Genomic DNA, 20,029 nt, shown 5'->3' on the forward strand with positions numbered 1-20,029 from the left:
GCCGTGAGCCGCTACACGTTGAAGCGGAACTCCACGACGTCGCCGTCCTGCATGACGTAGTCCTTGCCCTCCATGCGGACCTTGCCGGCCGTGCGGGCGGCGGCCATCGAGCCGGCCGCGGTGAGGTCGTCGAAGGAGACGATCTCGGCCTTGATGAAGCCGCGCTGGAAGTCGGTGTGGATGACGCCTGCGGCCTCGGGCGCGGTGGCGCCCTTGCGGATCGTCCAGGCGCGCGACTCCTTGGGCCCGGCCGTCAGGTAGGTCTGGAGGCCGAGGGTCGCGAACCCGATCCGGACGAGCTGCGAGAGCCCGGACTCCTCCTGCCCCATGCCCTGCAGCAGCTCGAGCGCCTCGTCGTCGGGCAGCTCGATCAGCTCCGCCTCGATCTTGGCGTCCAGGAAGATCGCCTCGGCGGGGGCGACCAGGGTGCGCAGGCGCTCGCGCAGGGCCTCGTCGGTCAGCTCGCTCTCGTCGAGGTTGAAGACGTAGAGGAACGGCTTGGCGGTGAGCAGGTGCAGCTCGCGCAGGAGGCCGAGGTCGACCCCGGCCTGCTCGGCGCCCGTGAACAGCGTGACGCCGTCGTTCAGGAGCTTCTGCGCGGCGTTGACGGCGTCGACGACGGCGAGCTTGTCCTTGTCCTTCCTGGTCCGGGCCTCCTTGTCGAGGCGCGGCAGCGCCTTCTCGATCGTCTGGAGGTCGGCCAGGATCAGCTCGGTGTTGATCGTCTCGATGTCGCGGGACGGGACGACGTCGCCGTCCACGTGCGTGACGTCGGGGTCCTCGAAGGCCCGGATGACCTGGCAGATCGCGTTGGTCTCCCGGATGTTGGCGAGGAACTTGTTGCCGAGCCCCTGCCCCTCGGAGGCGCCCTTGACGATGCCCGCGATGTCGACGAACTCCATCGTCGCCGGGATGACCTTCTGCGAGCCGAACAGCTCGGCGAGCACGGCCAGCCGCGGGTCGGGCACGCCGACCACGCCGACGTTGGGGTCGATGGTCGCGAACGGGTAGTTGGCGGCCAGCGCGTCGTTCTTGGTCAGCGCGTTGAAGAGCGTCGACTTGCCGACGTTGGGCAGCCCGACGATTCCGATGGAGAGGCTCACGGCGGTCAAGTTTATGGGCGTCCGCGACCCCTCGGGCTGCCCGGAACCTCCGTGCGGCCTCCCCTTGGTGAACACTGGGCCAAATGTCCGGTGACGCGGGGCATCCCGGCGCGTCGCGGTCGCCGATCGCGAGCGCGCTGCCACGATGAGCGGATGGACCTCGCGCTGTTCGCCGGACTCCTCGTCGGCGCCGTCTTCGGCGCCGTCGCGGGGTACGCGCTCGCGACGGGCCGGCAGGGCGCCCTGATCGCGCGGGCGCGGGCGGCCGAGGAGAAGCTCGCCTACGCCGAGGAGCGGATGGCCGAGCACTTCGAGAACCTGTCGGCGAAGGCCCTGGACGCCAGCAACCAGCGTTTCCTGGAGCTGGCCGACGCGCGGCTCAAGGCGGCGGGCGTCGAGGCCGCCGGTGACCTGCGGCGGCGGCAGCAGGCGGTCGAGCACCTGGTCGCGCCGCTCAAGGAGACGCTCGCCAAGGTGGAGGAGCAGCTCCGCGAGGTGGAGACGGGCCGCCGCGAGTCGCACGCGATGCTGGCCAAGCAGGTCGACTTCGTCCGGCAGAGCTCCGACCAGCTCCGGCGCGAGACGCAGTCGCTCGTCCGGGCGCTCCAGCGGCCCGAGGCCAGGGGGCGCTGGGGCGAGCTCCAGCTCCGCCGCGTCGTGGAGCTGGCCGGGATGACGCACCACTGCGACTTCGACGAGCAGGCCAGTTCCGTCACGGCCGAGGGCACGGTCCGTCCCGACATGGTCGTGCGGCTGGCCGGCGGCAAGAGCATCGTGGTCGACTCCAAGGTCTCGCTGGCCGCCTACCTCCAGGCCGCCGAGAGCGGCGACCCCGTGCGGCTGGACGCCCACGCGCGGCACCTGCGCGACCATGTCGACCGCCTGTCGGCGAAGTCGTACTGGCAGGCGTTCAGCCCGGCACCGGAGTTCGTCGTGCTGTTCATCCCGGGCGAGGCGTTCCTGGCGCCCGCCCTCGACCGCGACCCCGGCCTGCTGGAGTACGCGATGAGGCGGCGCGTGCACATCGCCACGCCGACCACCCTCATCACGATGCTGCGGACGGCGTCCTACGCCTGGCAGCAGGCCGCCCTGTCGCGCAACGCCCGCGCCGTCTTCGATCTCGGCAAGGAGCTGTACGAGCGGCTGGGCACGATGGGGCAGCACGTCGACGAACTCGGCCGCGCGCTGACCGGCGCCATCAAGTCCTACAACCGCACTGTCGGGTCCCTGGAGACGCGCGTCCTGGTCAGTGCGCGCAAGCTGAACGAGCTCGGAGTGGTGGACGACGGCCTGGAAAGCCCCCATCCTGTCGAGGAGAGCCCCCGTGCCCTCTCCGCGGCCGAACTGACCGCATACGACGAACTTTTCGACGACGAGGACCATCTGCCTGATCGGGACCTTTCCCGGCCGGGCCCCGCCGCGGGAGCGGCGGGGCCCGGCGGGCGCGTCCCCGAGCAGGGCGATCCGCGGAACGTCCAGGAGCGGAGCGGACCGGGGCGTGTGGGGGGTCCCCCTCCCACGGGGAAGAGGTGGCGATGAGTTCATCGACGGTACGCGACGCGCCGGGCGGCGCGCCGCCCCCGGAGGGCCCGGCGCGGCGCCGGCGCGGGGGCCGGTCCCGGCCCGAGTCGGCCGGCCCGGTCACGCTCACCGGGCGCGGCGGCATCGTGGTCATGTTCGCCGCCGGGGTGCTCTGCGGGCTGCTGTCGCGGTGGTTCGACGTGCCGCTGCTCGCCGGCGCCGGGTTCGCGATCGGCTGCGCGCTCGCCGCGTTCGCTACCCGTCCCGCCGACCTGCTCACGCTCGTCGTCAGCCCGCCGCTGGTGTTCCTCGCCGCCACGCTCACGGTCGTGCTCGCCACCGGGCTCGGCGGCGGCTCGCTGCTGCGCGGCCTCACGGTGGGCGTCTTCACCGCGCTCGCCGCCACCGCGCCGTGGCTGTTCTTCGGGACGCTGCTCGTGGTCGTGATCTGCCTGGCCCGCGGCGTCCTGACGAACGCGCGGGAGCTGCACGACAAGCTGGTCGGGGTCCGGCTCTTCGAGAAGGAGGAGAACGAGAACCCCGTCCGCTGGGACGAGACCCCCGCCACCCCCCGGGACCGCCGCCGCGCCGGCCGCGACGAGGTCGACTGAGCCCGCCGGAGGCTCCCGAAGCGACTCAGAGGCATTCACGCCCTCCACGCGGTGACCAGGCTTGACGAATTCAATACGGTCGTACATATTACTCCCCATGGCCAGACCATCGAACAAGGACCAGATCCTCGAGGCGGGTCTCGAAGTCGTCCGGCGGCGCGGGTTCACGGCCGCCGGCGTCCGTGAGATCACCTCCGCGGCGTCGGTGCCGCAGGGATCGTTCACCAACCACTTCGCCTCCAAGGAGGCGTTCGGCCTGGAGATCCTCGACCGCTACTTCGAGGACGTGAAGTCGGTCGCGGCCGCGACGCTCGGCACCGGGCTCGACCCGGTCGAGCGGCTCCGCGGCTACTTCGACGCGATCACCGAGCGGCTGGAGGCCCGCGGCTGGCAGCACGGCTGCCTGGTCGGCAACCTCAGCCTGGAGTCGGCCGAGCACAGCGAGGCCATCCGGACGCGGCTCGCCGAGATCTTCGCGGAGTGGCGGGCGCCGTTCGCCCGCTGCCTCGAACAGGCGGCGGCCCAGGGGCGGATCACCCTCACGGTCCCGGCGGCGGACCTGGCCGACTTCCTGCTCGCCTCATGGCAGGGCGCGATCCTGCGCATGAAGGTCGAGCGCACACCCGAACCGCTGCACCGTTTCAAGGACGTCGTCTTCACGACGGTCCTGCGCTGAACAGGAGAAACCCTTGCCCACGACACCCGTGCTCGGCACCGAGATCCACCACACCGAATCCGGCACCGGCGAGCCCATCGTCTTCCTGCACGGCAACCCGACCTCGTCCTACCTGTGGCGGAACGTCGTCCCCCACGTGTCGGACCTGGGACGGTGCCTCGCACCCGACCTCGTCGGCATGGGCCGATCGGGACCGGCGCCCGCGTACCGCTTCGCCGACCACGCGCGCCACCTCGACGCCTGGTTCGACGCCATGGGGCTCAACGCGGACGTCACCCTCGTCCTGCACGACTGGGGGTCGGCGCTCGGTTTCCACTGGGCCGCCCGCAACCCCGGCCGGGTCAAGGCCATCGCGTACATGGAGGCCATCGTCCAGCCCCGCCTGTGGACGGACTTCCCGCCGGGCCGGGACGAGCTGTTCCGCGCCATGCGGTCCGAGAAGGGCGAGAAGCTGGTGCTGGAGGAGAACTTCTTCGTCGAGACGGTGCTGCCCCGCAGCGTCCTGCGCGTCCTGACCGATGAGGAGATGGACGCCTACCGCGCCCCGTTCCGCACTCCCGAGTCGCGCCTTCCCACGCTGGAATTCGCCCGCGAACTCCCGATCGACGGCACCCCGCCGGACGTCGCCGAGATCGTCGAGGCCTACGGCCGCTGGCTCGCCGAAACGCCGGTACCCAAGCTGTTCGTCGCCGCCGACCCCGGTGCCCTGCTCGTCGGACGCGCGGCCGAGTTCGCCCGCACCTTCCCCAACCAGCGGGAGGTGACCGTGAAGGGCGTCCACTACCTGCAGGAGGACTCCCCCGACGAGATCGGTGAGGCGCTCAGGAGCTTCCTGCTCGACCTCGCCGCGCCGGGCACCGGACGCTGACGCCCGCCCGGGCGGAGCCGGTCTCCGCCCGGTGGAGGGCCCGGCGGGACGCCGTCCCGCCGGGCGCTCGCCTCGCCGGCGCGCGGCCTTAGACGGGCGTGATGCGCAGGTCCTTGCGGAGTTCCTTCGGCAGGGAGAAGCGCATGTGCTCCGGGACGGACTCGATCTCCTCGGCCTCGCCGTAGCCGCGCTCGGCGAGCCACGCCAGGACCTCCTGGACCAGCTCGTCCGGTACGGAGGCGCCGCTCGTGACGCCCACGGTGCCGACGCCCTCCAGCCAGGCCGGGTCGATGTGCTCGGCGTAGTCGACGAGGTAGGCGGCGTCGGCGCCGTGCTCCTTGGCGACCTCGACCAGCCGGACGGAGTTGGAGGAGTTGGTGGAGCCGACCACGATGACGAGGTCGGCCTGCGCCGCCATCTCCTTCACCGCGACCTGCCGGTTCTGGGTGGCGTAGCAGATGTCGTCGGACGGCGGGTCCATCAGCTTGGGGAACCGCTCGCGGAGCTTCTCGACGGTGGCGACGGTCTCGTCGACCGACAGCGTGGTCTGCGACAGCCAGGCGACCTTCTCGGGGTCGCGGACGGTCACGTTGGCGACGTCGCCGGGCCCGTCGACGAGGTGGATGTGGTCGGGGGCCTCGCCGGTGGTGCCGATGACCTCCTCGTGGCCCTCGTGGCCGATCAGCAGGATGTCGTAGTCCTGGGCGGCGAACCGGACCGCCTCCTTGTGGACCTTGGTCACCAGCGGGCAGGTCGCGTCGATGGTGCGCAGGTTCAGGCCCTCGGCCTCCTGGTGCACGACGGGCGCCACGCCGTGGGCGGAGAACACCACGATGGAGCCCTCGGGCACCTCCTCGGTCTCGTCCACGAAGATCGCCCCGCGCTCCTCCAGCGTCTTCACGACGTGCACGTTGTGGACGATCTGCTTGCGGACGTAGATCGGGGCCCCGTACTTCTCCAGGGCGATCTCGACCGTCTGCACGGCCCGGTCGACGCCCGCGCAGTAACCACGCGGCTTGGCGAGCAGGACACGGCGCTGGGTGGAGGTCATGGCTCCATCGTACGAGGCACGCGGCTGTGACCCACTCCACGGCACGCTTTGCCAGAATTCCATTCACCCCGCGTGACCAGGGTCGCACGGATGGGGCAGAGTGAGGGGGGACGGAGACGAGGCAGGAAGAGGAACATCCGATGAGGAAATCGCCGCGCCGCCTCAGTGAGCAGGTCCGCGACACCGTGGGCGAGCAGGTCCGGGATCTCCCGCTGCACGCCGTCCGGCTGGCCATGTTCGGCGTCGGCCGGGCCCTGCTGCTCGGTGACCGCATGACCAGGGACTACAAGGAGATCACCGAGGGCGGCGGTGTGAAGCCGGTGATCGGGCGGCTGCGCGAGGACGTCCAGCACACGGCCGGGAAGGTCGTCGGGCTGGTCGCCGAGCGCGTCCGCGGTGAGGAGCCCGAGCCGGAGCCGGAGCCCGCGCGCCGCACCAGGACGGCCGCCTCGCGCACGGCCGCCACCAGCAGCGCCGCCAGGAGCACGGCCACCGAGGAGATCTCGGTCGGCAAGCCCGGCGGCGGGGCGGGGCACAAGCCGAAGCACGCCCGCCCGGGACCGCCGCCCAAGCCGGCCAAGCCGGGAGCGCTGGGCAGGCACCACGCCAAGGCGGAGGGCGGTGCGGGCACGGTCGCCGAGCCCGCGCCGAAGCCGGTGCCGTCCGAGCCGAAGCCGGAGCCCGCGCCGCAGGCCGAGCCCGCCGCGAGCCCGAAGGCCGCCGAGCCCGGACCGGCCGCGCCCGAGGCCAAGCCGACCGAGGCGGCGAAGGCCAGGGCCGAGGAGAGTAAGGCCCCGGCGAAGAAGCCGTCGGAGAAGAAGGCCGGCAAGGCGGCGTTCGAGCCGAAGGCGGAGGCCAAGCCCGCCGCGCAGGCGGAGGCCGCGCACATCGCCGAGGACCTTCCGGTCCCCGACTACGACAGCGCCACGCTGCCCCAGCTGCGCGCGCGCCTTCGCGGGCTGTCCGCCGACCAGGTGAAGCTCCTGCGCGAGTACGAGCGCAAGCACGCCGGACGCGAGGACGTCATCAGCATGTACGAGCGCCGCATCGCCAAGCTCAACGGCCTGAGCTGACCGGCTGGGAATGGAAGAAGCCCCCGAGGAACTCCCGGGGGCTTCTTCCGTTCACGTCGCCTCAGGGTTCACCGCGCGTGCGTGGATGCCCGCGTGCGCGGGTTCAGGGGGCGTCGAAGAGTTTGTCGAGGGCGGGTAGGGCGGCTTCCACGGCCGCGCGCTCCCCGTCCGTCAGCTCAGCGAACCGCTCGGCGAGGAAGCCGATCCGTCGCTCGCGCCCGGCGGCCAGGCGGTCGCGTCCCGCCCCGGTGAGCGAGGCGGTGACGACGCGGGCGTCGGAGCCGGTCCGGCCGCGCACGACGAGCCCGTCGCGTTCGAGACGGTTGATCTGCGCGGTCATCGTCGGCAGCCGGACGCCGTGCTCGGCCGCCAGCTCGGTCATCCGCCGCGGCCCGTGCTCCAGGGAGCCGAGCACCGACAGCTGCTGGCTGGTGATCGGCTGGTCGGCGCTGACCTGCCGCAGCATCAGCACGACGTGGCGCAGGCGCCGGTTGAGCTGCTCGGCGAGCTCGCGTTCGGATGCGGTCACGGTCTTATTCTCACCGGTGGGAGCGGCGGCCGGGGCAGGGGGTGGGAGCGCGCCGTAGGCTGCCTGCATGGCGATGGAGACGACGGCCGAATCCCCGGTTCCGGTGCGCACCGTCCTGCAGGCGGTGAGCGGGTGGATCGGCAGGCTCGGCCGGATCTGGGTCGAGGGCCAGATCACCGACCTCAACGCCCGCGGCGGCACGGTCTACATGACGCTCCGCGACCCGGTGGCGAACATGTCGGTGCGGGTCGTCGGCCCGCGCGCGGTGTTCGAGGCCGCCGGCCCGGCGGTCACCGACGGGGCCCGGGTCGTCGTGCACGCCAAGCCCGACTTCTGGATCAACCGCGGGACGTTCTCGCTCAGCGCGCTGGAGATCAGGCCGGTCGGCGTCGGCGAGCTGCTGGCCCGGCTGGAGCGGCTCAAGCGGGTGCTGGCGTCCGAGGGGCTGTTCCGGCCCGAGCGCAAGCGCCCGCTGCCGTTCCTGCCCGGCCGGATCGGGCTGATCTGCGGGCGCGACTCCGACGCCGAGCACGACGTCCTGCAGAACGCGCGGCGGCGGTGGCCGGCGGTGGCGTTCCGGGTGGAGAACACCGCGGTGCAGGGCTCGTACGCCGTCGGCGAGGTGATGGAGGCGCTGCGCGCGCTGGACGCCGATCCCGAGATCGATGTGATCATCATCGCGCGCGGCGGCGGCGCCATGGAGGACCTGCTGCCGTTCTCCGACGAGGCCCTCGTCCGCGCGGTCGCCGCCGCCCGCACGCCGGTGGTCAGCGCGATCGGGCACGAGCAGGACGCACCGCTCCTGGACCTGGTCGCCGACGTTCGCGCCTCCACCCCGACCGACGCGGCGAAGAAGGCCGTGCCGGACGTGCGGGAGCAGCTCCAGCTCGTCCGGCAGCTGCGCGACCGGGGGCGGCGGTGCCTGTCCGGCGCGGTGGAGCGGGAGCTGGCGTGGCTGCGGTCGGTGCGCTCGCGGCCCGCGCTGGCCGATCCGGTGCGGGAGATCGAGCGGCAGTCCGAGCAGGTCGCGGCGCTGCGCGACCGGGCGCGTCGGTGCCTGTCGGGCGCACTGGACCGGGCCGGGGACGAGCTCGGGCACACCCGGGCCCGGCTGCTCGCCCTCTCCCCCGCCGCGACGCTGGAGCGCGGCTACGCGATCGTCCAGCGGGAGGACGCGTCGGTCGTGCGCGAGTCGGCGGGGGTCAAGGACGGCGAGCGCCTCCACGTGCGGCTGGCCGACGGGCGGCTCGGCGTGACCGTGACCGAGCGGGAATGAACCGTGGGATGCCGACCGGGGGACGGGAGGTCCTTCCGGGGATGAGAGGGTGGGCCGGTGGCGGACGAGAAGGGGACGGCGGAGAAGCCGTCGTACGAGCAGGCACGGGACGAGCTCGCCGAGGTCGTGAAGCGGCTGGAGGCGGGCGGCCTGACGCTGGAGGAGTCGCTCGGCCTGTGGGAGCGGGGCGAGAGGCTCGCCGCCGTCTGCGAGGAGTGGCTGGAGGGCGCCCGCGCCAGGCTCGCCGCGGCCCTCGAACGGCCCGACGACGGCGAGGCCGCCGCCCCGTTCTAGGGGTCAGGACGCGGGCGTGACCGTCACCGGAGGGGTCGGCCCCCCGGTCTTCGCCTGCTCCTTGAGCGAACCCGCCAGGACCGCCAGCTCCGCGTAGGACGCGGTGCCGGTGACGACGAGGCTCACCCCGTTCGGGAGCGTCCGGGCGAGGGTGTTGGCCTTCTTGTCCTTGCGGTAGTACTTCGTCCAGCTGACGCCGTTCACCTGCTGCGTCCCGACCGGCTGGCTGCTGTTGGCCATGCGCGGGACGTACTGCGACGCCTTCTCGTTGCTCTGCTCCAGCGCCGCGTACTCCTCGCTCGGCGTCACGAATCCCAGGTGCCAGGCGACGGGGTCCTTGCCGCCGGAGTCCAGGCCGTGCACCCGCGAGCTGTTGGGACGCCAGTGGAGGGGGAGCCCCTCCGGCGCGTAGACGGTGAAGGGCGCGTCGCTGCGCATCGCCCACAGCTGCGGGGCGTAGTCGACGGTCGGCAGGACCTCCTTGTCGCTGCGCGGCGTGATGACGTAGACCGCCAGCACGATCAGCAGGCAGGCGCCCATCGCCATGGTGAAGCCGCCGAGCCCGGTGGTCAGGCGCTTGTACACGCCGGGGCTCACCTCGACCACGGGCCGGCCGGCGGGCGCGCCGCCGTCGGCCGGCGCCGCCGCGGCGCCGGTCTCGGCACGGTCCGCGGGCGCGTCCGGCTCGGGCGCGTCCGGCTCGGGCGCGTCCGGCTCGGGCCGGGCGGCCTCGGCGTCAGGGGCGGTGGACGGGGTCTTGTCGGTCACCCCTCCAGGATCCCCCACCCTCAGCGCTGCTCCGTACCGGGGTTCCTGATCGTGCCGACGATGGCCATGATCTTGTCGGCGAGCCTGCGGGCGGCGTCCTCGTCGTCCAGCAGGGAGATCTCCGACACCGCGCCCGCCATCGCACCGGTCAGCACCGTGACCAGGGCCTCGTCCACGCCGCCGTCGGCGGTGTGGAACAGGGCGGCGTTGCGGCGGGCCCACTTGTTCAGCCGCTGGCGCATGACCCGGTCGAACCCCGGGGGGCCGTCGCCGGAGATGAACAGCCGGGCGACGTCCCGCTCGTCGAGGCAGCCGTTGAGGTAGGCGCCCGCGCCGGCGATGAACTGCCGCATCGGGTCGGTCTCGCCGGCCTCCCGGACGGCGCTGATCGCCTCGCGGGTGCGTTCCTGCTGGCGGCCCTGGAAGTCCTCGAACAGCGTCAGGTACAGGTCGGCCTTGCCGTTGAAGTGGTGGTAGAGGCTGCCCACGCTGGCGCCGGCCTTGGCGACGATGTCGGTCACCGCGGCCTGGGCGAAGCCGGACTCGCAGAAGACGTCCCTGGCCGCGGCCAGCAGGGCGCCGCGCGTGGCCGCCCCGCGGTCGGAGGTCCGTCCGGGGACAGCCGCGGGCCGCGCGCCCCCGTTCTGTGTCACCCCGCCGGACGGGACGTCGATGTCGCTGCTCATGACGCCTGAGATTACGCCCTCTCCCAGGGGGAAACGATCCCTTGTCCGTGCCGCAGTGGATTCACGGCCCCGCGCCGTGCCTGCCGGCCGTGCCCGGATACCGCGTCCACCCCGTGCCCGGATGCCCGCGGCCCCGGCTGGTCTGGTCCAATTTGTGACCTGCCATCCGGTCCACGGAGAATCCGAGGCACCACCGATCGAAGGGGCTGCCCCGCATGTCCGATGAGACCACCGTTTCCTCCCCTCTCGCCACCGAGCCGTCGGCACCGGACCGCAACCTCGCGATGGAACTGGTCAGGGTGACCGAGGCCGCCGCCATGGCCGCCGCCCGCTGGGTCGGGCGGGGGGACAAGAACGGCGCCGACGGGGCCGCCGTGAACGCGATGCGCCAGCTGATCAACACGGTGTCGATGCGGGGCGTCGTCGTGATCGGCGAGGGCGAGAAGGACAACGCGCCGATGCTGTTCAACGGCGAGGAGGTCGGGGACGGCTCCGGCGCCGAGTGCGACGTCGCGGTGGACCCGGTGGACGGGACCCGGCTGACCGCGCTCGGCATGAGCAACGCGATCGCGGTGCTGTCGGTGGCGCCGCGCGGGTCGATGTTCGACCCGTCCGCCGTCTTCTACATGGAGAAGCTGGTGACGGGTCCGGAGGCGGCCGACGCCGTCGACATCGAGCGCCCGATCGCCGACAACATCCGCGCGATCGCCCGCGCCAAGGGCTCCTCGCCGCACGACGTGACGGTCTGCATCCTGGACCGGCCCCGCCACGAGGGCATCGTCAAGGAGGTCCGGGAGGCCGGGGCGCGGATCAAGTTCATCATGGACGGCGACGTGGCCGGCGCGATCATGGCGTCCCGGCCGGGTACCGGCGTCGACCTGCTGCTCGGCATCGGCGGCACCCCGGAGGGCATCATCGCCGCGTGCGCGATCAAGGCGCTCGGCGGGGTGATCCAGGGCCGGCTGTGGCCGCAGGACGACGAGGAGCGGCGCAAGGCGACCGACGCCGGGCACGAGCTCGGCAAGGTGCTCACCACCGACGACCTGGTGACCTCCGACGACGTGTTCTTCGCGGCGACCGGGATCACCGACGGCGAGCTGGTCGACGGCGTCCGCTACAGCAAGGGCACGGCGGTCACGCACTCGCTGGTCATGCGGTCGCGCAGCGGCACCATCCGGACGGTCTCCAGCGAGCACCAGCTGAACAAGCTCCGCGCCTACAGCGCGATCAACTTCGACACGGCGGTGTAGGCCCGCGGGCCTACCGGCCGCGGCCCAGGCGGTTGCGGAAGCGGGTGCGCAGCGGGAGCCTCGGGGCGCGCGCCCGCACCGAACCGAAGATCATGGTGCCGCCCACCTCGATGGTGGGGCCCTCGGGCGCGGGACGGGCCCGCAGGTCGCGGGTGCTGAGGATGGTGCGCCCCGTGACGTCCACGCGGACGCCCTCGGGGACGAGGAGGCGGATCCGGCCGCCGAGCACCAGCGAGTCGACGACGATGTGGCGGCGCTGGAGGACGGCCTCGCGCAGGTCGAGCTCGACCGTCCCGAAGAGGGCGAGGATCGGGAGCTTGACCGGGACGACCCAGCGCCCGTCCCGGCGGGTGCGGCCGAAGAAGACCGAGACCGGGCGGTCGTCCACGAGGATGGGCTGCGCCTCCTCGGGGCTGAGGTCGCCGGTGAGGCCGGTCAGCTCGCCCAGGGTGCGGGCCGCGTAGGCGCGGGAGGTGCGCTCGGAGTGCTCCTCGATGGTGATCCGCCCGTCCGCGAGGGCCTCGCCCAGGACGGCGGCGACGCGTTCGCGGTCGGCGTCGGACGCGCGGAGGTCGCGCACGTTGGTGACCTTCTCGGCCGCCGGGCGATGGGGGACGTCCACAAGGAAGAGGGTAGCCGCCGGCGGGGACGGCCCCGCCCGGAAAACGTTTAGGGATTCGTCCCTCGCTGTACCTAGTGTGAAGGGTATGACCTTGCAGCGTGCCCAGCTCGCGGCCGCCCGGGAGGGCAGCGGCGCGGCGGCGATCAGCCTGCGCGGCGTCGTGAAGCGGTTCGGCGACTTCACCGCCGTGAACGGGCTCGACCTCGACGTCCCCGCCGGGGTCTGCCTGGGGCTGCTCGGCCCGAACGGCGCCGGCAAGTCGACGACGATGAGGATGCTGACCGCGCAGGCGATCGCCGACGAGGGCTCCATCCGCGTGCTCGGCTTCGACGTGCCCCGCGAGTCCAAGCGCGCGCGGGCCGTGATGGGGGTCGTCCCGCAGCAGGACAACCTCGACGAGGAGCTGACCGCGCGCGAGAACCTCGAGGTCTTCGCGCACCTGTACCGGGTGCCGCGCAAGGAGCGCCGCCGGGCGGTGGACGACGCCCTCGCGCTCGCGCACCTCACCGAGCGGCAGCTGACCAAGGTGGACGATCTGTCCGGCGGCATGCGGCGGCGGCTGCTGATCGCCCGGGGGCTGGTGCACCGGCCCGCGCTCGTCCTGCTGGACGAGCCGACCGTGGGCCTCGACCCGCAGGTGCGGGCCGAGCTGTGGGGGCTGATCGACGGGCTGCGCGCCGGGGGCACGACCGTGCTGATGTCGACGCACTACATCGAGGAGGCCGAGCGCCTCGCCGACGAGTGCGCGCTGATGTCGCACGGCGGGGTCATCGCGCGGGGCACGCCGTCGGCGCTGGTCGCCGAGTACGCGGGCGAGCGGGTCGTCGAGCACTACGGGCCGCCGGACCGGCTGGCGGAGGTCGAGCGGCTGGCGAGGGCGGCCGGGCTGCCCACCCGCCGGACCGGGCCGTCGGTCTCGGTGCTGAAGGCCGAGACCATCCCGCCCTCGCTGGAGGACGACCTCGGCCCGGACGGCGTCCGCCGCGCCTCCAACCTCGAGGACGTGTTCGTCGTACTGACCGGGGAGCGTGTGGAATGACCGCCCAGGCGGAGACGGCCCAGGTGGAGCGGGCGCCGCGCCTGCGCCGGTTCGAGACGGCCCCGGTCCGCGGGATCTGGCGCCACGAGCTGGCGCTCTACAAGCGGTACTGGAAGTCCCAGTCGTTCGCCTCGATGGTGGAGCCGACGTTCTTCCTGCTGGCCTTCGGCTACGGGTTCGGTTCGATGGTCGCGATGATCGGCGACTACCGGTACCTGGACTTCGTCGCGACCGGCGTCGTCGGGACGGCGGCGCTGTTCACCTCGGTCTTCCCGGGAATGTTCAACGGCTACATCAGGCGCGTGTTCCAGCACACCTACGACGCGATGCTCGCCGCGCCCGTGGACGTCCACGAGCTGGTGACGGCCGAGGCGCTGTGGATCGCGGCGAAGTCGGCGATCTACTCGTGCACGCCGCTGGTGGTGGCGCTGTTCTTCGGCCTCGACCCCGCGTTCGGGATGCTGCTGGTGCCGTTCGTGACGTTCTTCACCGCGCTCGGCTTCGGCCTGTTCGGCATGTGGACGTCGTCGGTGGTGCCGTCGATCAACTCGTTCGACTACGTGATCACCGGCGTGGTGACGCCGCTGTTCCTGATCGCCGGGACGTTCTTCCCCGTCGACGCGCTGCCCGGCTGGGCGCAGAAGGTCTCCCACCTCAACCCGCTGTACCACTGCGTGCAGCTGGTCAGGGACGCGGTGTTCGGCCTGCGTCCGCTCGCCGACCTCGGCCACTTGGGCGCGCTGGTGGTGTTCGCCGCGCTGATGTGGCTGATCGCCGTCCGCGGCATGCGCCGGCGGCTCATCGCCTGAGGCTCCCCGCCCATTGACCTGGGGCGTACCCTGTCCCTACGCTGACGCGAATCTTCTTCACATTGCGTCTTCTTACGGTGCGCAGCCAGAGAGGTCGGGGCGCATGAGCGAGGCCACCACCGCCCGGGACCGCAGGGCCCGGTTCGCCGCGTACACGGCGTTCGCCGTCCAGGGGCTCTGCTTCGCCTCACTGGTGACACAGGTCCCGAAGATGCAGGAGGCGCACCACCTGAGCGACGCCACGCTGTCGCTGGTGCTGCTCATGGTGCCGCTCGTCGCGGGCGTGGGGAGCGTCGTCTCCGGCGCGCTGTTCCAGCGGCTCGGCAGCGGCCCGGTGCTGCGGGTCTCCCAGCCGGCCGTGGCCGTCACGATCGCCCTGATCGGCCTCACCGGCGACAACGACCTCGCGCTCTACCTGACGGTCGCCGCGTTCGGCCTGTTCGTCGGCGCGGTGGACGCGTCAATGAACGCTCAGGCGATCGCCGTCGAGCGCCGCTACGGGATCAGCCTGATCACCGGCTTCTACGCCGTCTGGAGCGTCGCGGGGATCCTCGGCGGCCTGTGGGCGTCCCTCGCCAACAAGCTCGACCTGTCGCTGTTCACCGGCTTCGCCATCGCCGCCGCCGTGGGCGTCGCCGCCTCGCTCGCCACCGGCGGCCGCCTCTACCGCCGCGCGGAGGAGGGGGACGGCCCGACCGCCGAGGAGCTGAAGGCGGCGGGTCGCAGCGTCCCGTGGCGGCCGATCCTGGTCGTGGGCGCCGCGATGGCCGTCGCCTACCTGGCCGACTCGGCGATCTCCAACTACGGCGCCAAGTACCTCGACGACGAGCTGTCCGCGAGCGACTGGGTCGCCCCGCTCGGCTACGTCGCCTACCAGGTCACCATGGTCGTCAGCCGCGCCGTCGCCGACCTCGCCGTCCGCCGTTCGGGCGCCGTGCGCGTCGTGCGGATCGGCGGCGCGGTCGGCATCCTCGGCATGGCCGGCGTGGTCGCCGCCCCCAACGCCGCCGTCGCCATCGCCGCGTTCGCCCTCGCCGGCCTCGGCCTGAGCGTGATCGCCCCGGTCTCGTTCTCCGCCGCCGGCCGCGTCGACCCGACCGGCCTCGGCGTCGCCGTCTCCCGCGTGAACATCTTCAACTACGTGGGCTTCGTCCTCGGAGCCGCCGTGGTCGGCGCCATCGCCCCGCTGAGCGCCGACCACGGCCTGCGCCTGGCCTTCATCATCCCGACCCTGCTGGTCCTGGTCGTCTTCGCCACGGCGAAGGGCTTCAACCCGAAGCCGGTAGAAGGCGCCCGTCCCGACGCTCCCGCGATGGAACGCCCCATGGCCTGAAAGTGGGTCTGCCCAGGGGACGGCCTCTGGGCAGACCCTCCTTCACGCGTCTTCGGCCAGGGCCGTGACGGCGCGTTCGCCCTCGTTCTGGGCTTCTTCGGGGGTCATGTCCTTCAGTGCTTGGGCCAGTGCCACCTCGGCGGCGTCGGCCGCGGCCCGGAGCGTCACGGCGTGCTCCTGCGCCCGTTCGAGGTCGCCCAGACCGACACAGTCGAAGGCCACCTGCGCGTCGTGGCCCGCCATCTTCAACTGCCGCGCGGCCTCTTCCAGACTCATCCATTCCTCCTACACCGGGGAAGCTGTTCCTACCCTCCATCACCGTGAGCAACCGCCTGTCCCAGCAGTTGCGCGGCTTTGACCAGGCGGGGCTCGGTGAGGCCCGCGTAGCCGAGGACGAGCGCGGGGGGCGCCTCGTCCGCGCGGCGCGGCGACCACATCCCGCGGGCGCCCTCGACCGCCACGCCGGCGCGCGCGGCCCGGTCCACGACCTCGTCCTCGTCGCACCCGCCCGGCAGTTCCACGTAGAGGTGGATGCCCGCTGAGACGCCGTGAACCCTCGCGCCGGGCAGATTCTCGGAGAGCGCGCCGACGAGGGCATCGCGCCGGGCGCGGTAGCGCCTCCGCATGGTGCGCAGATGCCGGTCGTAGCCCCCGCCGCGCAGGAACTCGGTCAGCGCGTGCTGCTCCAGGACGGGGGCGCCGTGGTCGGTGTAGGCGCGGTGCTCCCGCAGGCGTTCGGCCAGCGACGGCGGCGCGACGGCCCAGCCCAGGCGGAGGGCGGGGGCCAGGGACTTGCTGACCGAGCCGAAGAGGACGACCCTGTCGGGCTCGACACCCTGGAGGCAGCCGACGGGGTCGCGGTCGTAGCGGAACTCGGCGTCGTAGTCGTCCTCCAGGATCAGGCCGTCCGCGTCGCGCGCCCAGGCGATCAGCTCGGCGCGGCGCGCGGGCGACAGCACGACCCCGGTCGGGTACTGGTGCGCGGGCGTGACGAGCACGGCGCGCGCGTGGGTGCGGGCGAGCGCCGCGACGTCGATGCCCTCGCCGTCCACCGGGATGCGGACGAGGCGCATCCCGGCGGCCGCCAGCATCGGCAGCTGCCGGACGCTGGCCGGGTCCTCGACGGCGAGCGTGGTGAGGCCGTCGGCGCGCAGCAGCCCGAGCAGGGCCGACAGGCCGTGCGCCACCCCGTTCATGATCACTGTCCGGTCCGGGTCGGCGTGCGCGGCGCGCACCCGGCCGAGGTAGGACGCCAGCTCGGCGCGCAGGTCCGGGACGCCCGCGGGGTCGGGGTAGGCGAGCGCGTCGTGCGGCAGGGTGCGCAGCGCGGCGCGGGCGGCGGCGATCCAGCGCTCGCGGGGGAACGCCGACAGGTCCGGGCGGCCCAGGGACAGGTCGTACAGGACCTCGGGTTCCGGCCAGGTCTCGGCCGGGCGGGGCGCGGCCGGCGGCCGGGACGGGGGCGCGGTCCCCTCGTCGGGGCGGGCCAGCGGCGCGATGCGGGTGCCGTCGCCGCGCCGCGCGATCAGGAAGCCCTCGGCGGTGAGCTGCTCGTAGGCGGTGACGACGACGCCGCGTGAGACGTCCAGGTCGCGGGCCAGATCGCGGCTCGACGGCAGCCGGGTCCCGGCGGTCAGCCGACCGGTGCGCACCGCCGCGCGGAAGCCGGCGGCGATCTGCGCGGCCAGCCGGCCGGCGGACCGGTCGAGTGGAAGATGAAGGTCGGTCACATGACTCTCAGCGTCAAGAGGTGGGGTTGACGTCACGGAGAGGGTATTGGTCCCCCTTTCAGGGGATTGATTGGCTCTGTCCAGTGGACCAACCGCCTCCTAGCGTTCGGTCCATGAACACCTCCCACAAACGCGGCATGGCGGGCGCCTGCGTCGCGATGTCCATCGTCGGCACGCTGACGGCCGTCTCAGCGACCATCTCCGGCTACCCCGTCTTCGGCGGCCAGGCGGTCCGGTACGCCGTCGCCGCCCTGGTCCTGCTGGCCGTGGCCCGCTTCGCCGGAGGGCCCGCGCGCCGGCCCGCCGCGCGCGACTGGCTGCTGCTGGCGGCGCTGGCGGCGACGGGGCTGGTCGCGTTCAACGTCTGCATCGTGGCGGCGACCCGCGACACGAGCCCGGCGACCATCGGCACGGTGATCGCGGCGGTGCCGGTCGTGCTGGCGGTGGTCGGGCCGCTGCTGGACGGCCGCCGCCCGGCCCCGGCGATCATCGTGGCGGCCTGCGTGGTGACGGCCGGGGCGGGCCTCGCGAACGGCCTCGGCAGCGGCAGCGCCCGCGGGCTGCTGCTCTCCCTCGGGGCCCTCGCCGGGGAGGTGTGCTTCTCCCTGCTGGCCGTCCCGCTGCTGCCGCGCATCGGGCCGCTGCGGGTCTCCGCCTACTCCGCCGCGCTGGCCGCGCCGATGCTGCTGGCGGTCGGCCTGGCCGCGGACGGGACGGGGCTGCTGCCCGTCCCGACCCCCGGCGAGCTGGCCGGCTTCGCCTACCTGACGATCGTGGTCACCACGATCGCGTTCCTGCTCTGGTACGACGCCATCGGACGCCTCGGGGCCGACCGCGCCGGGTTGTTCGCGGGGATGATCCCGGTCAGCGCGGTCGTCACGACCGTGGTGCTCGGCATCGACCGGCCGGAACCGGCCGATCTGGCGGGGGCCGCACTGGTCGCCGCGGGCGTCGTGGTGGGGCTGCGGGCCCGGGTCTCCCCCCGTGAGCCCGCGCCGGGCGAGCCCGTAACCTGTGATCCGGCCCCCATCGGAATCGCGCGAGGATCTGCCTGAGATGCCTGAGTTCTCCTACACCGACCTGCTCCCGCTCGGCCCGGACGAGACCGACTACCGGCTCCTGACCTCGGAGGGCGTCTCGACGTTCGAGGCGAACGGCCGGACGTTCCTGCAGGTCGAGCCGGAGGCTCTGCGGCTGCTCACCGAGACCGCCATGCGCGACATCGCCCACCTGCTGCGGCCGGCCCACCTGGCCCAGCTCCGCCGGATCCTGGACGACCCCGAGGCGTCCCCGAACGACCGGTTCGTCGCGCTGGACCTGCTGAAGAACGCGGGCATCGCGTCCGGCGGCGTCCTGCCGATGTGCCAGGACACCGGCACCGCGATCGTCATGGGCAAGCGCGGTCAGCACGTCCTGACCGACGGCGACGACGAGAGGCACATCTCGCAGGGCGTGTACGACGCCTACACGAGGCTGAACCTGCGCTACTCGCAGATGGCGCCGGTGACGATGTGGGACGAGAAGAACACCGGCTCGAACCTGCCCGCGCAGATCGAGCTGTACGCGGCGCCCGGCGAGGCCTACAAGTTCCTGTTCATGGCCAAGGGCGGCGGCAGCGCCAACAAGTCGTTCCTCTACCAGGAGACCAAGGCCGTCCTGAACCCCAAGCGGATGATGTCCTTCCTGGAGGAGAAGATCCGCTCGCTCGGCACCGCCGCGTGCCCGCCGTACCACCTGGCGATCGTGGTCGGCGGGACGTCCGCCGAGTACGCGCTGAAGACCGCGAAGTACGCCTCGGCCCACTACCTGGACGCCATGCCCACCGAGGGCTCGCCGCTCGGGCACGGGTACCGCGACCTGGAGCTTGAGCTCCAGGTGTTCGAGCTGACGCAGAAGCTCGGCATCGGGGCGCAGTTCGGCGGCAAGTACTTCTGCCACGACGTGCGGGTGGTCCGGCTGCCGCGGCACGGCGCGTCCTGCCCGGTCGCGATCGCGGTCTCGTGCAGCGCCGACCGGCAGGCCCTCGGCAAGATCACCGCGGAGGGCGTGTTCCTGGAGCGGCTGGAGACCGACCCCGCGCGGTACCTGCCCGACACCACCGACGAGCACCTGGACGACACCGTCGTCAAGATCGACCTGAACCGGCCGATGGCGGAGATCCGCGCCGAGCTGACCAGGTACCCGGTCAGGACGCGGCTGTCGCTGACCGGCCCGCTGGTCGTGGCCCGCGACATCGCGCACGCGAAGATCAAGGAGCGGCTGGACGCCGGCGAGCCGATGCCCCAGTACCTGCGCGACCACGCCGTCTACTACGCGGGCCCCGCCAAGACGCCCGAGGGCTACGCGTCGGGCTCGTTCGGGCCGACCACCGCCGGCCGGATGGACTCCTACGTCGAGCAGTTCCAGGCCGCGGGCGGCTCCCTGGTCATGCTGGCCAAGGGCAACCGGTCCAAGCAGGTCACCGACGCATGCAAGGAGCACGGCGGGTTCTACCTCGGCTCGATCGGCGGGCCGGCGGCGCGGCTCGCGCAGGACTGCATCAAGAAGGTCGAGGTCCTGGAGTACCCGGAGCTCGGCATGGAGGCCGTCTGGAAGATCGAGGTCGAGGACTTCCCGGCGTTCATCGTGGTGGACGACAAGGGCGAGGACTTCTTCGCCGACACCACCGGGCCCGTCCTCACCATCGGCAGGCGCTGAGGACCGTCCGCCGGCGGCCCGGACCGGGGGCCGCCGGCGGGCGGTCCCCGGAGGTTCCTAGGCAGTAGGTCACAGTATTGGGCCAAAATCCGA

At 72.7% G+C, this 20,029-nt stretch carries 21 protein-coding genes; 13 read left to right on the plus strand and 8 right to left on the minus strand.

Features of this window, described 5'->3' with window-relative positions:
- Positions 1-11: 11 nt before the first annotated feature.
- Positions 12-1,103, minus strand: coding sequence for a redox-regulated ATPase YchF (gene ychF, locus FKD65_RS15655; RefSeq protein WP_141578203.1), 1,092 nt, complete (start codon positions 1,101-1,103; stop codon positions 12-14).
- 153 nt (positions 1,104-1,256) lie between these two features.
- Here ychF and FKD65_RS15660 point away from each other — a divergent pair, with 153 nt between their 5' ends.
- The 4 genes from FKD65_RS15660 to FKD65_RS15675 all read left to right on the plus strand — a co-directional run bounded on the left by FKD65_RS15660 (position 1,257) and on the right by FKD65_RS15675 (position 4,779).
- Complete coding sequence (locus tag FKD65_RS15660) at positions 1,257-2,642, plus strand: DNA recombination protein RmuC (RefSeq protein ID WP_240810166.1); 1,386 nt, start codon at positions 1,257-1,259, stop codon at positions 2,640-2,642.
- On the plus strand, positions 2,639-3,235 hold the full coding sequence (locus tag FKD65_RS15665; RefSeq protein WP_205718674.1) for a DUF6542 domain-containing protein: 597 nt from the start codon (positions 2,639-2,641) through the stop codon (positions 3,233-3,235). Before FKD65_RS15660 ends, FKD65_RS15665 begins: the two co-directional genes overlap by 4 nt.
- A gap of 97 nt (positions 3,236-3,332) precedes the next feature.
- On the plus strand, positions 3,333-3,911 hold the full coding sequence (locus FKD65_RS15670; RefSeq protein ID WP_141578204.1) for a TetR/AcrR family transcriptional regulator: 579 nt from the start codon (positions 3,333-3,335) through the stop codon (positions 3,909-3,911).
- Between the two features lie 13 nt (positions 3,912-3,924).
- Entirely contained in the window at positions 3,925-4,779 is an 855-nt protein-coding gene (locus FKD65_RS15675; protein ID WP_141578205.1) for a haloalkane dehalogenase, read from the plus strand.
- A gap of 88 nt (positions 4,780-4,867) precedes the next feature.
- On the opposite strand, the gene FKD65_RS15680 is transcribed toward FKD65_RS15675, so the two are convergent.
- Positions 4,868-5,830, minus strand: coding sequence for a 4-hydroxy-3-methylbut-2-enyl diphosphate reductase (locus tag FKD65_RS15680; RefSeq protein ID WP_141578206.1), 963 nt, complete (start codon positions 5,828-5,830; stop codon positions 4,868-4,870).
- 140 nt (positions 5,831-5,970) lie between these two features.
- Here FKD65_RS15680 and FKD65_RS15685 point away from each other — a divergent pair, with 140 nt between their 5' ends.
- Positions 5,971-6,903, plus strand: coding sequence for a hypothetical protein (locus FKD65_RS15685; protein WP_141578207.1), 933 nt, complete (start codon positions 5,971-5,973; stop codon positions 6,901-6,903).
- A 103-nt stretch (positions 6,904-7,006) separates the two neighbouring features.
- Here FKD65_RS15685 and FKD65_RS15690 read toward each other — a convergent pair whose 3' ends face one another.
- Complete coding sequence (locus tag FKD65_RS15690; RefSeq protein ID WP_368367255.1) at positions 7,007-7,432, minus strand: MarR family winged helix-turn-helix transcriptional regulator; 426 nt, start codon at positions 7,430-7,432, stop codon at positions 7,007-7,009.
- A 67-nt stretch (positions 7,433-7,499) separates the two neighbouring features.
- Between FKD65_RS15690 and xseA the strand changes: the two genes are divergently transcribed.
- Together xseA and FKD65_RS15700 are read left to right on the plus strand one after the other, a co-directional pair.
- Complete coding sequence (gene xseA / locus FKD65_RS15695; RefSeq protein ID WP_205718675.1) at positions 7,500-8,708, plus strand: exodeoxyribonuclease VII large subunit; 1,209 nt, start codon at positions 7,500-7,502, stop codon at positions 8,706-8,708.
- Between the two features lie 57 nt (positions 8,709-8,765).
- The gene (locus FKD65_RS15700; protein WP_141578209.1) at positions 8,766-9,002 is read left to right on the plus strand and encodes an exodeoxyribonuclease VII small subunit; all 237 of its coding nucleotides are present in this window, start codon (positions 8,766-8,768) and stop codon (positions 9,000-9,002) included.
- Positions 9,003-9,005: 3 nt separating this feature from the next.
- Here FKD65_RS15700 and FKD65_RS15705 read toward each other — a convergent pair whose 3' ends face one another.
- A complete protein-coding gene (locus FKD65_RS15705) occupies positions 9,006-9,770 on the minus strand; it encodes a DUF4245 domain-containing protein (RefSeq protein ID WP_141578210.1) in 765 nt (254 codons plus the stop codon).
- Between the two features lie 20 nt (positions 9,771-9,790).
- The gene (locus tag FKD65_RS15710; RefSeq protein ID WP_141578211.1) at positions 9,791-10,456 is read right to left on the minus strand and encodes a TetR/AcrR family transcriptional regulator; all 666 of its coding nucleotides are present in this window, start codon (positions 10,454-10,456) and stop codon (positions 9,791-9,793) included.
- Between the two features lie 215 nt (positions 10,457-10,671).
- Here FKD65_RS15710 and glpX point away from each other — a divergent pair, with 215 nt between their 5' ends.
- Positions 10,672-11,706: a class II fructose-bisphosphatase gene (gene glpX / locus FKD65_RS15715; RefSeq protein WP_141578212.1), complete on the plus strand. Its 1,035-nt coding sequence runs from the start codon at positions 10,672-10,674 to the stop codon at positions 11,704-11,706.
- Positions 11,707-11,716: 10 nt separating this feature from the next.
- Here the strand turns inward: glpX and FKD65_RS15720 are convergent, their stop codons facing one another.
- The gene (locus FKD65_RS15720) at positions 11,717-12,328 is read right to left on the minus strand and encodes a DUF1707 domain-containing protein (protein WP_141578213.1); all 612 of its coding nucleotides are present in this window, start codon (positions 12,326-12,328) and stop codon (positions 11,717-11,719) included.
- A gap of 85 nt (positions 12,329-12,413) precedes the next feature.
- Here FKD65_RS15720 and FKD65_RS15725 point away from each other — a divergent pair, with 85 nt between their 5' ends.
- The 3 genes from FKD65_RS15725 (at position 12,414) to FKD65_RS15735 (ending at position 15,509) form a co-directional block, all read left to right on the plus strand.
- Complete coding sequence (locus FKD65_RS15725) at positions 12,414-13,367, plus strand: ABC transporter ATP-binding protein (RefSeq protein ID WP_141578214.1); 954 nt, start codon at positions 12,414-12,416, stop codon at positions 13,365-13,367.
- The gene (locus FKD65_RS15730; RefSeq protein WP_141578215.1) at positions 13,364-14,176 is read left to right on the plus strand and encodes an ABC transporter permease; all 813 of its coding nucleotides are present in this window, start codon (positions 13,364-13,366) and stop codon (positions 14,174-14,176) included. Before FKD65_RS15725 ends, FKD65_RS15730 begins: the two co-directional genes overlap by 4 nt.
- Before the next feature lie 103 nt (positions 14,177-14,279).
- Entirely contained in the window at positions 14,280-15,509 is a 1,230-nt protein-coding gene (locus FKD65_RS15735; protein ID WP_141578216.1) for an MFS transporter, read from the plus strand.
- Between the two features lie 42 nt (positions 15,510-15,551).
- Here FKD65_RS15735 and FKD65_RS15740 read toward each other — a convergent pair whose 3' ends face one another.
- Positions 15,552-15,785 carry a hypothetical protein gene (locus FKD65_RS15740; RefSeq protein ID WP_141578217.1) on the minus strand — a complete coding sequence of 78 codons (234 nt, stop codon included), beginning with the start codon at positions 15,783-15,785 and terminating at the stop codon, positions 15,552-15,554.
- 29 nt (positions 15,786-15,814) lie between these two features.
- Positions 15,815-17,239, minus strand: a complete 1,425-nt coding sequence (locus FKD65_RS15745) for a PLP-dependent aminotransferase family protein (RefSeq protein WP_141578218.1) — start codon at positions 17,237-17,239, stop codon at positions 15,815-15,817.
- Positions 17,240-17,352: 113 nt separating this feature from the next.
- On the opposite strand from FKD65_RS15745, the gene FKD65_RS15750 reads away from it, so the two are divergent.
- The gene (locus FKD65_RS15750) at positions 17,353-18,294 is read left to right on the plus strand and encodes an EamA family transporter (protein ID WP_141578219.1); all 942 of its coding nucleotides are present in this window, start codon (positions 17,353-17,355) and stop codon (positions 18,292-18,294) included.
- A 1-nt stretch (position 18,295) separates the two neighbouring features.
- Entirely contained in the window at positions 18,296-19,936 is a 1,641-nt protein-coding gene (locus FKD65_RS15755) for a fumarate hydratase (RefSeq protein WP_141578220.1), read from the plus strand.
- Positions 19,937-20,029 lie beyond the last annotated feature (93 nt).

It is taken from the genome of Actinomadura sp. WMMA1423 (genome assembly GCF_006547145.1).
Classification (GTDB): domain Bacteria; phylum Actinomycetota; class Actinomycetes; order Streptosporangiales; family Streptosporangiaceae; genus Spirillospora.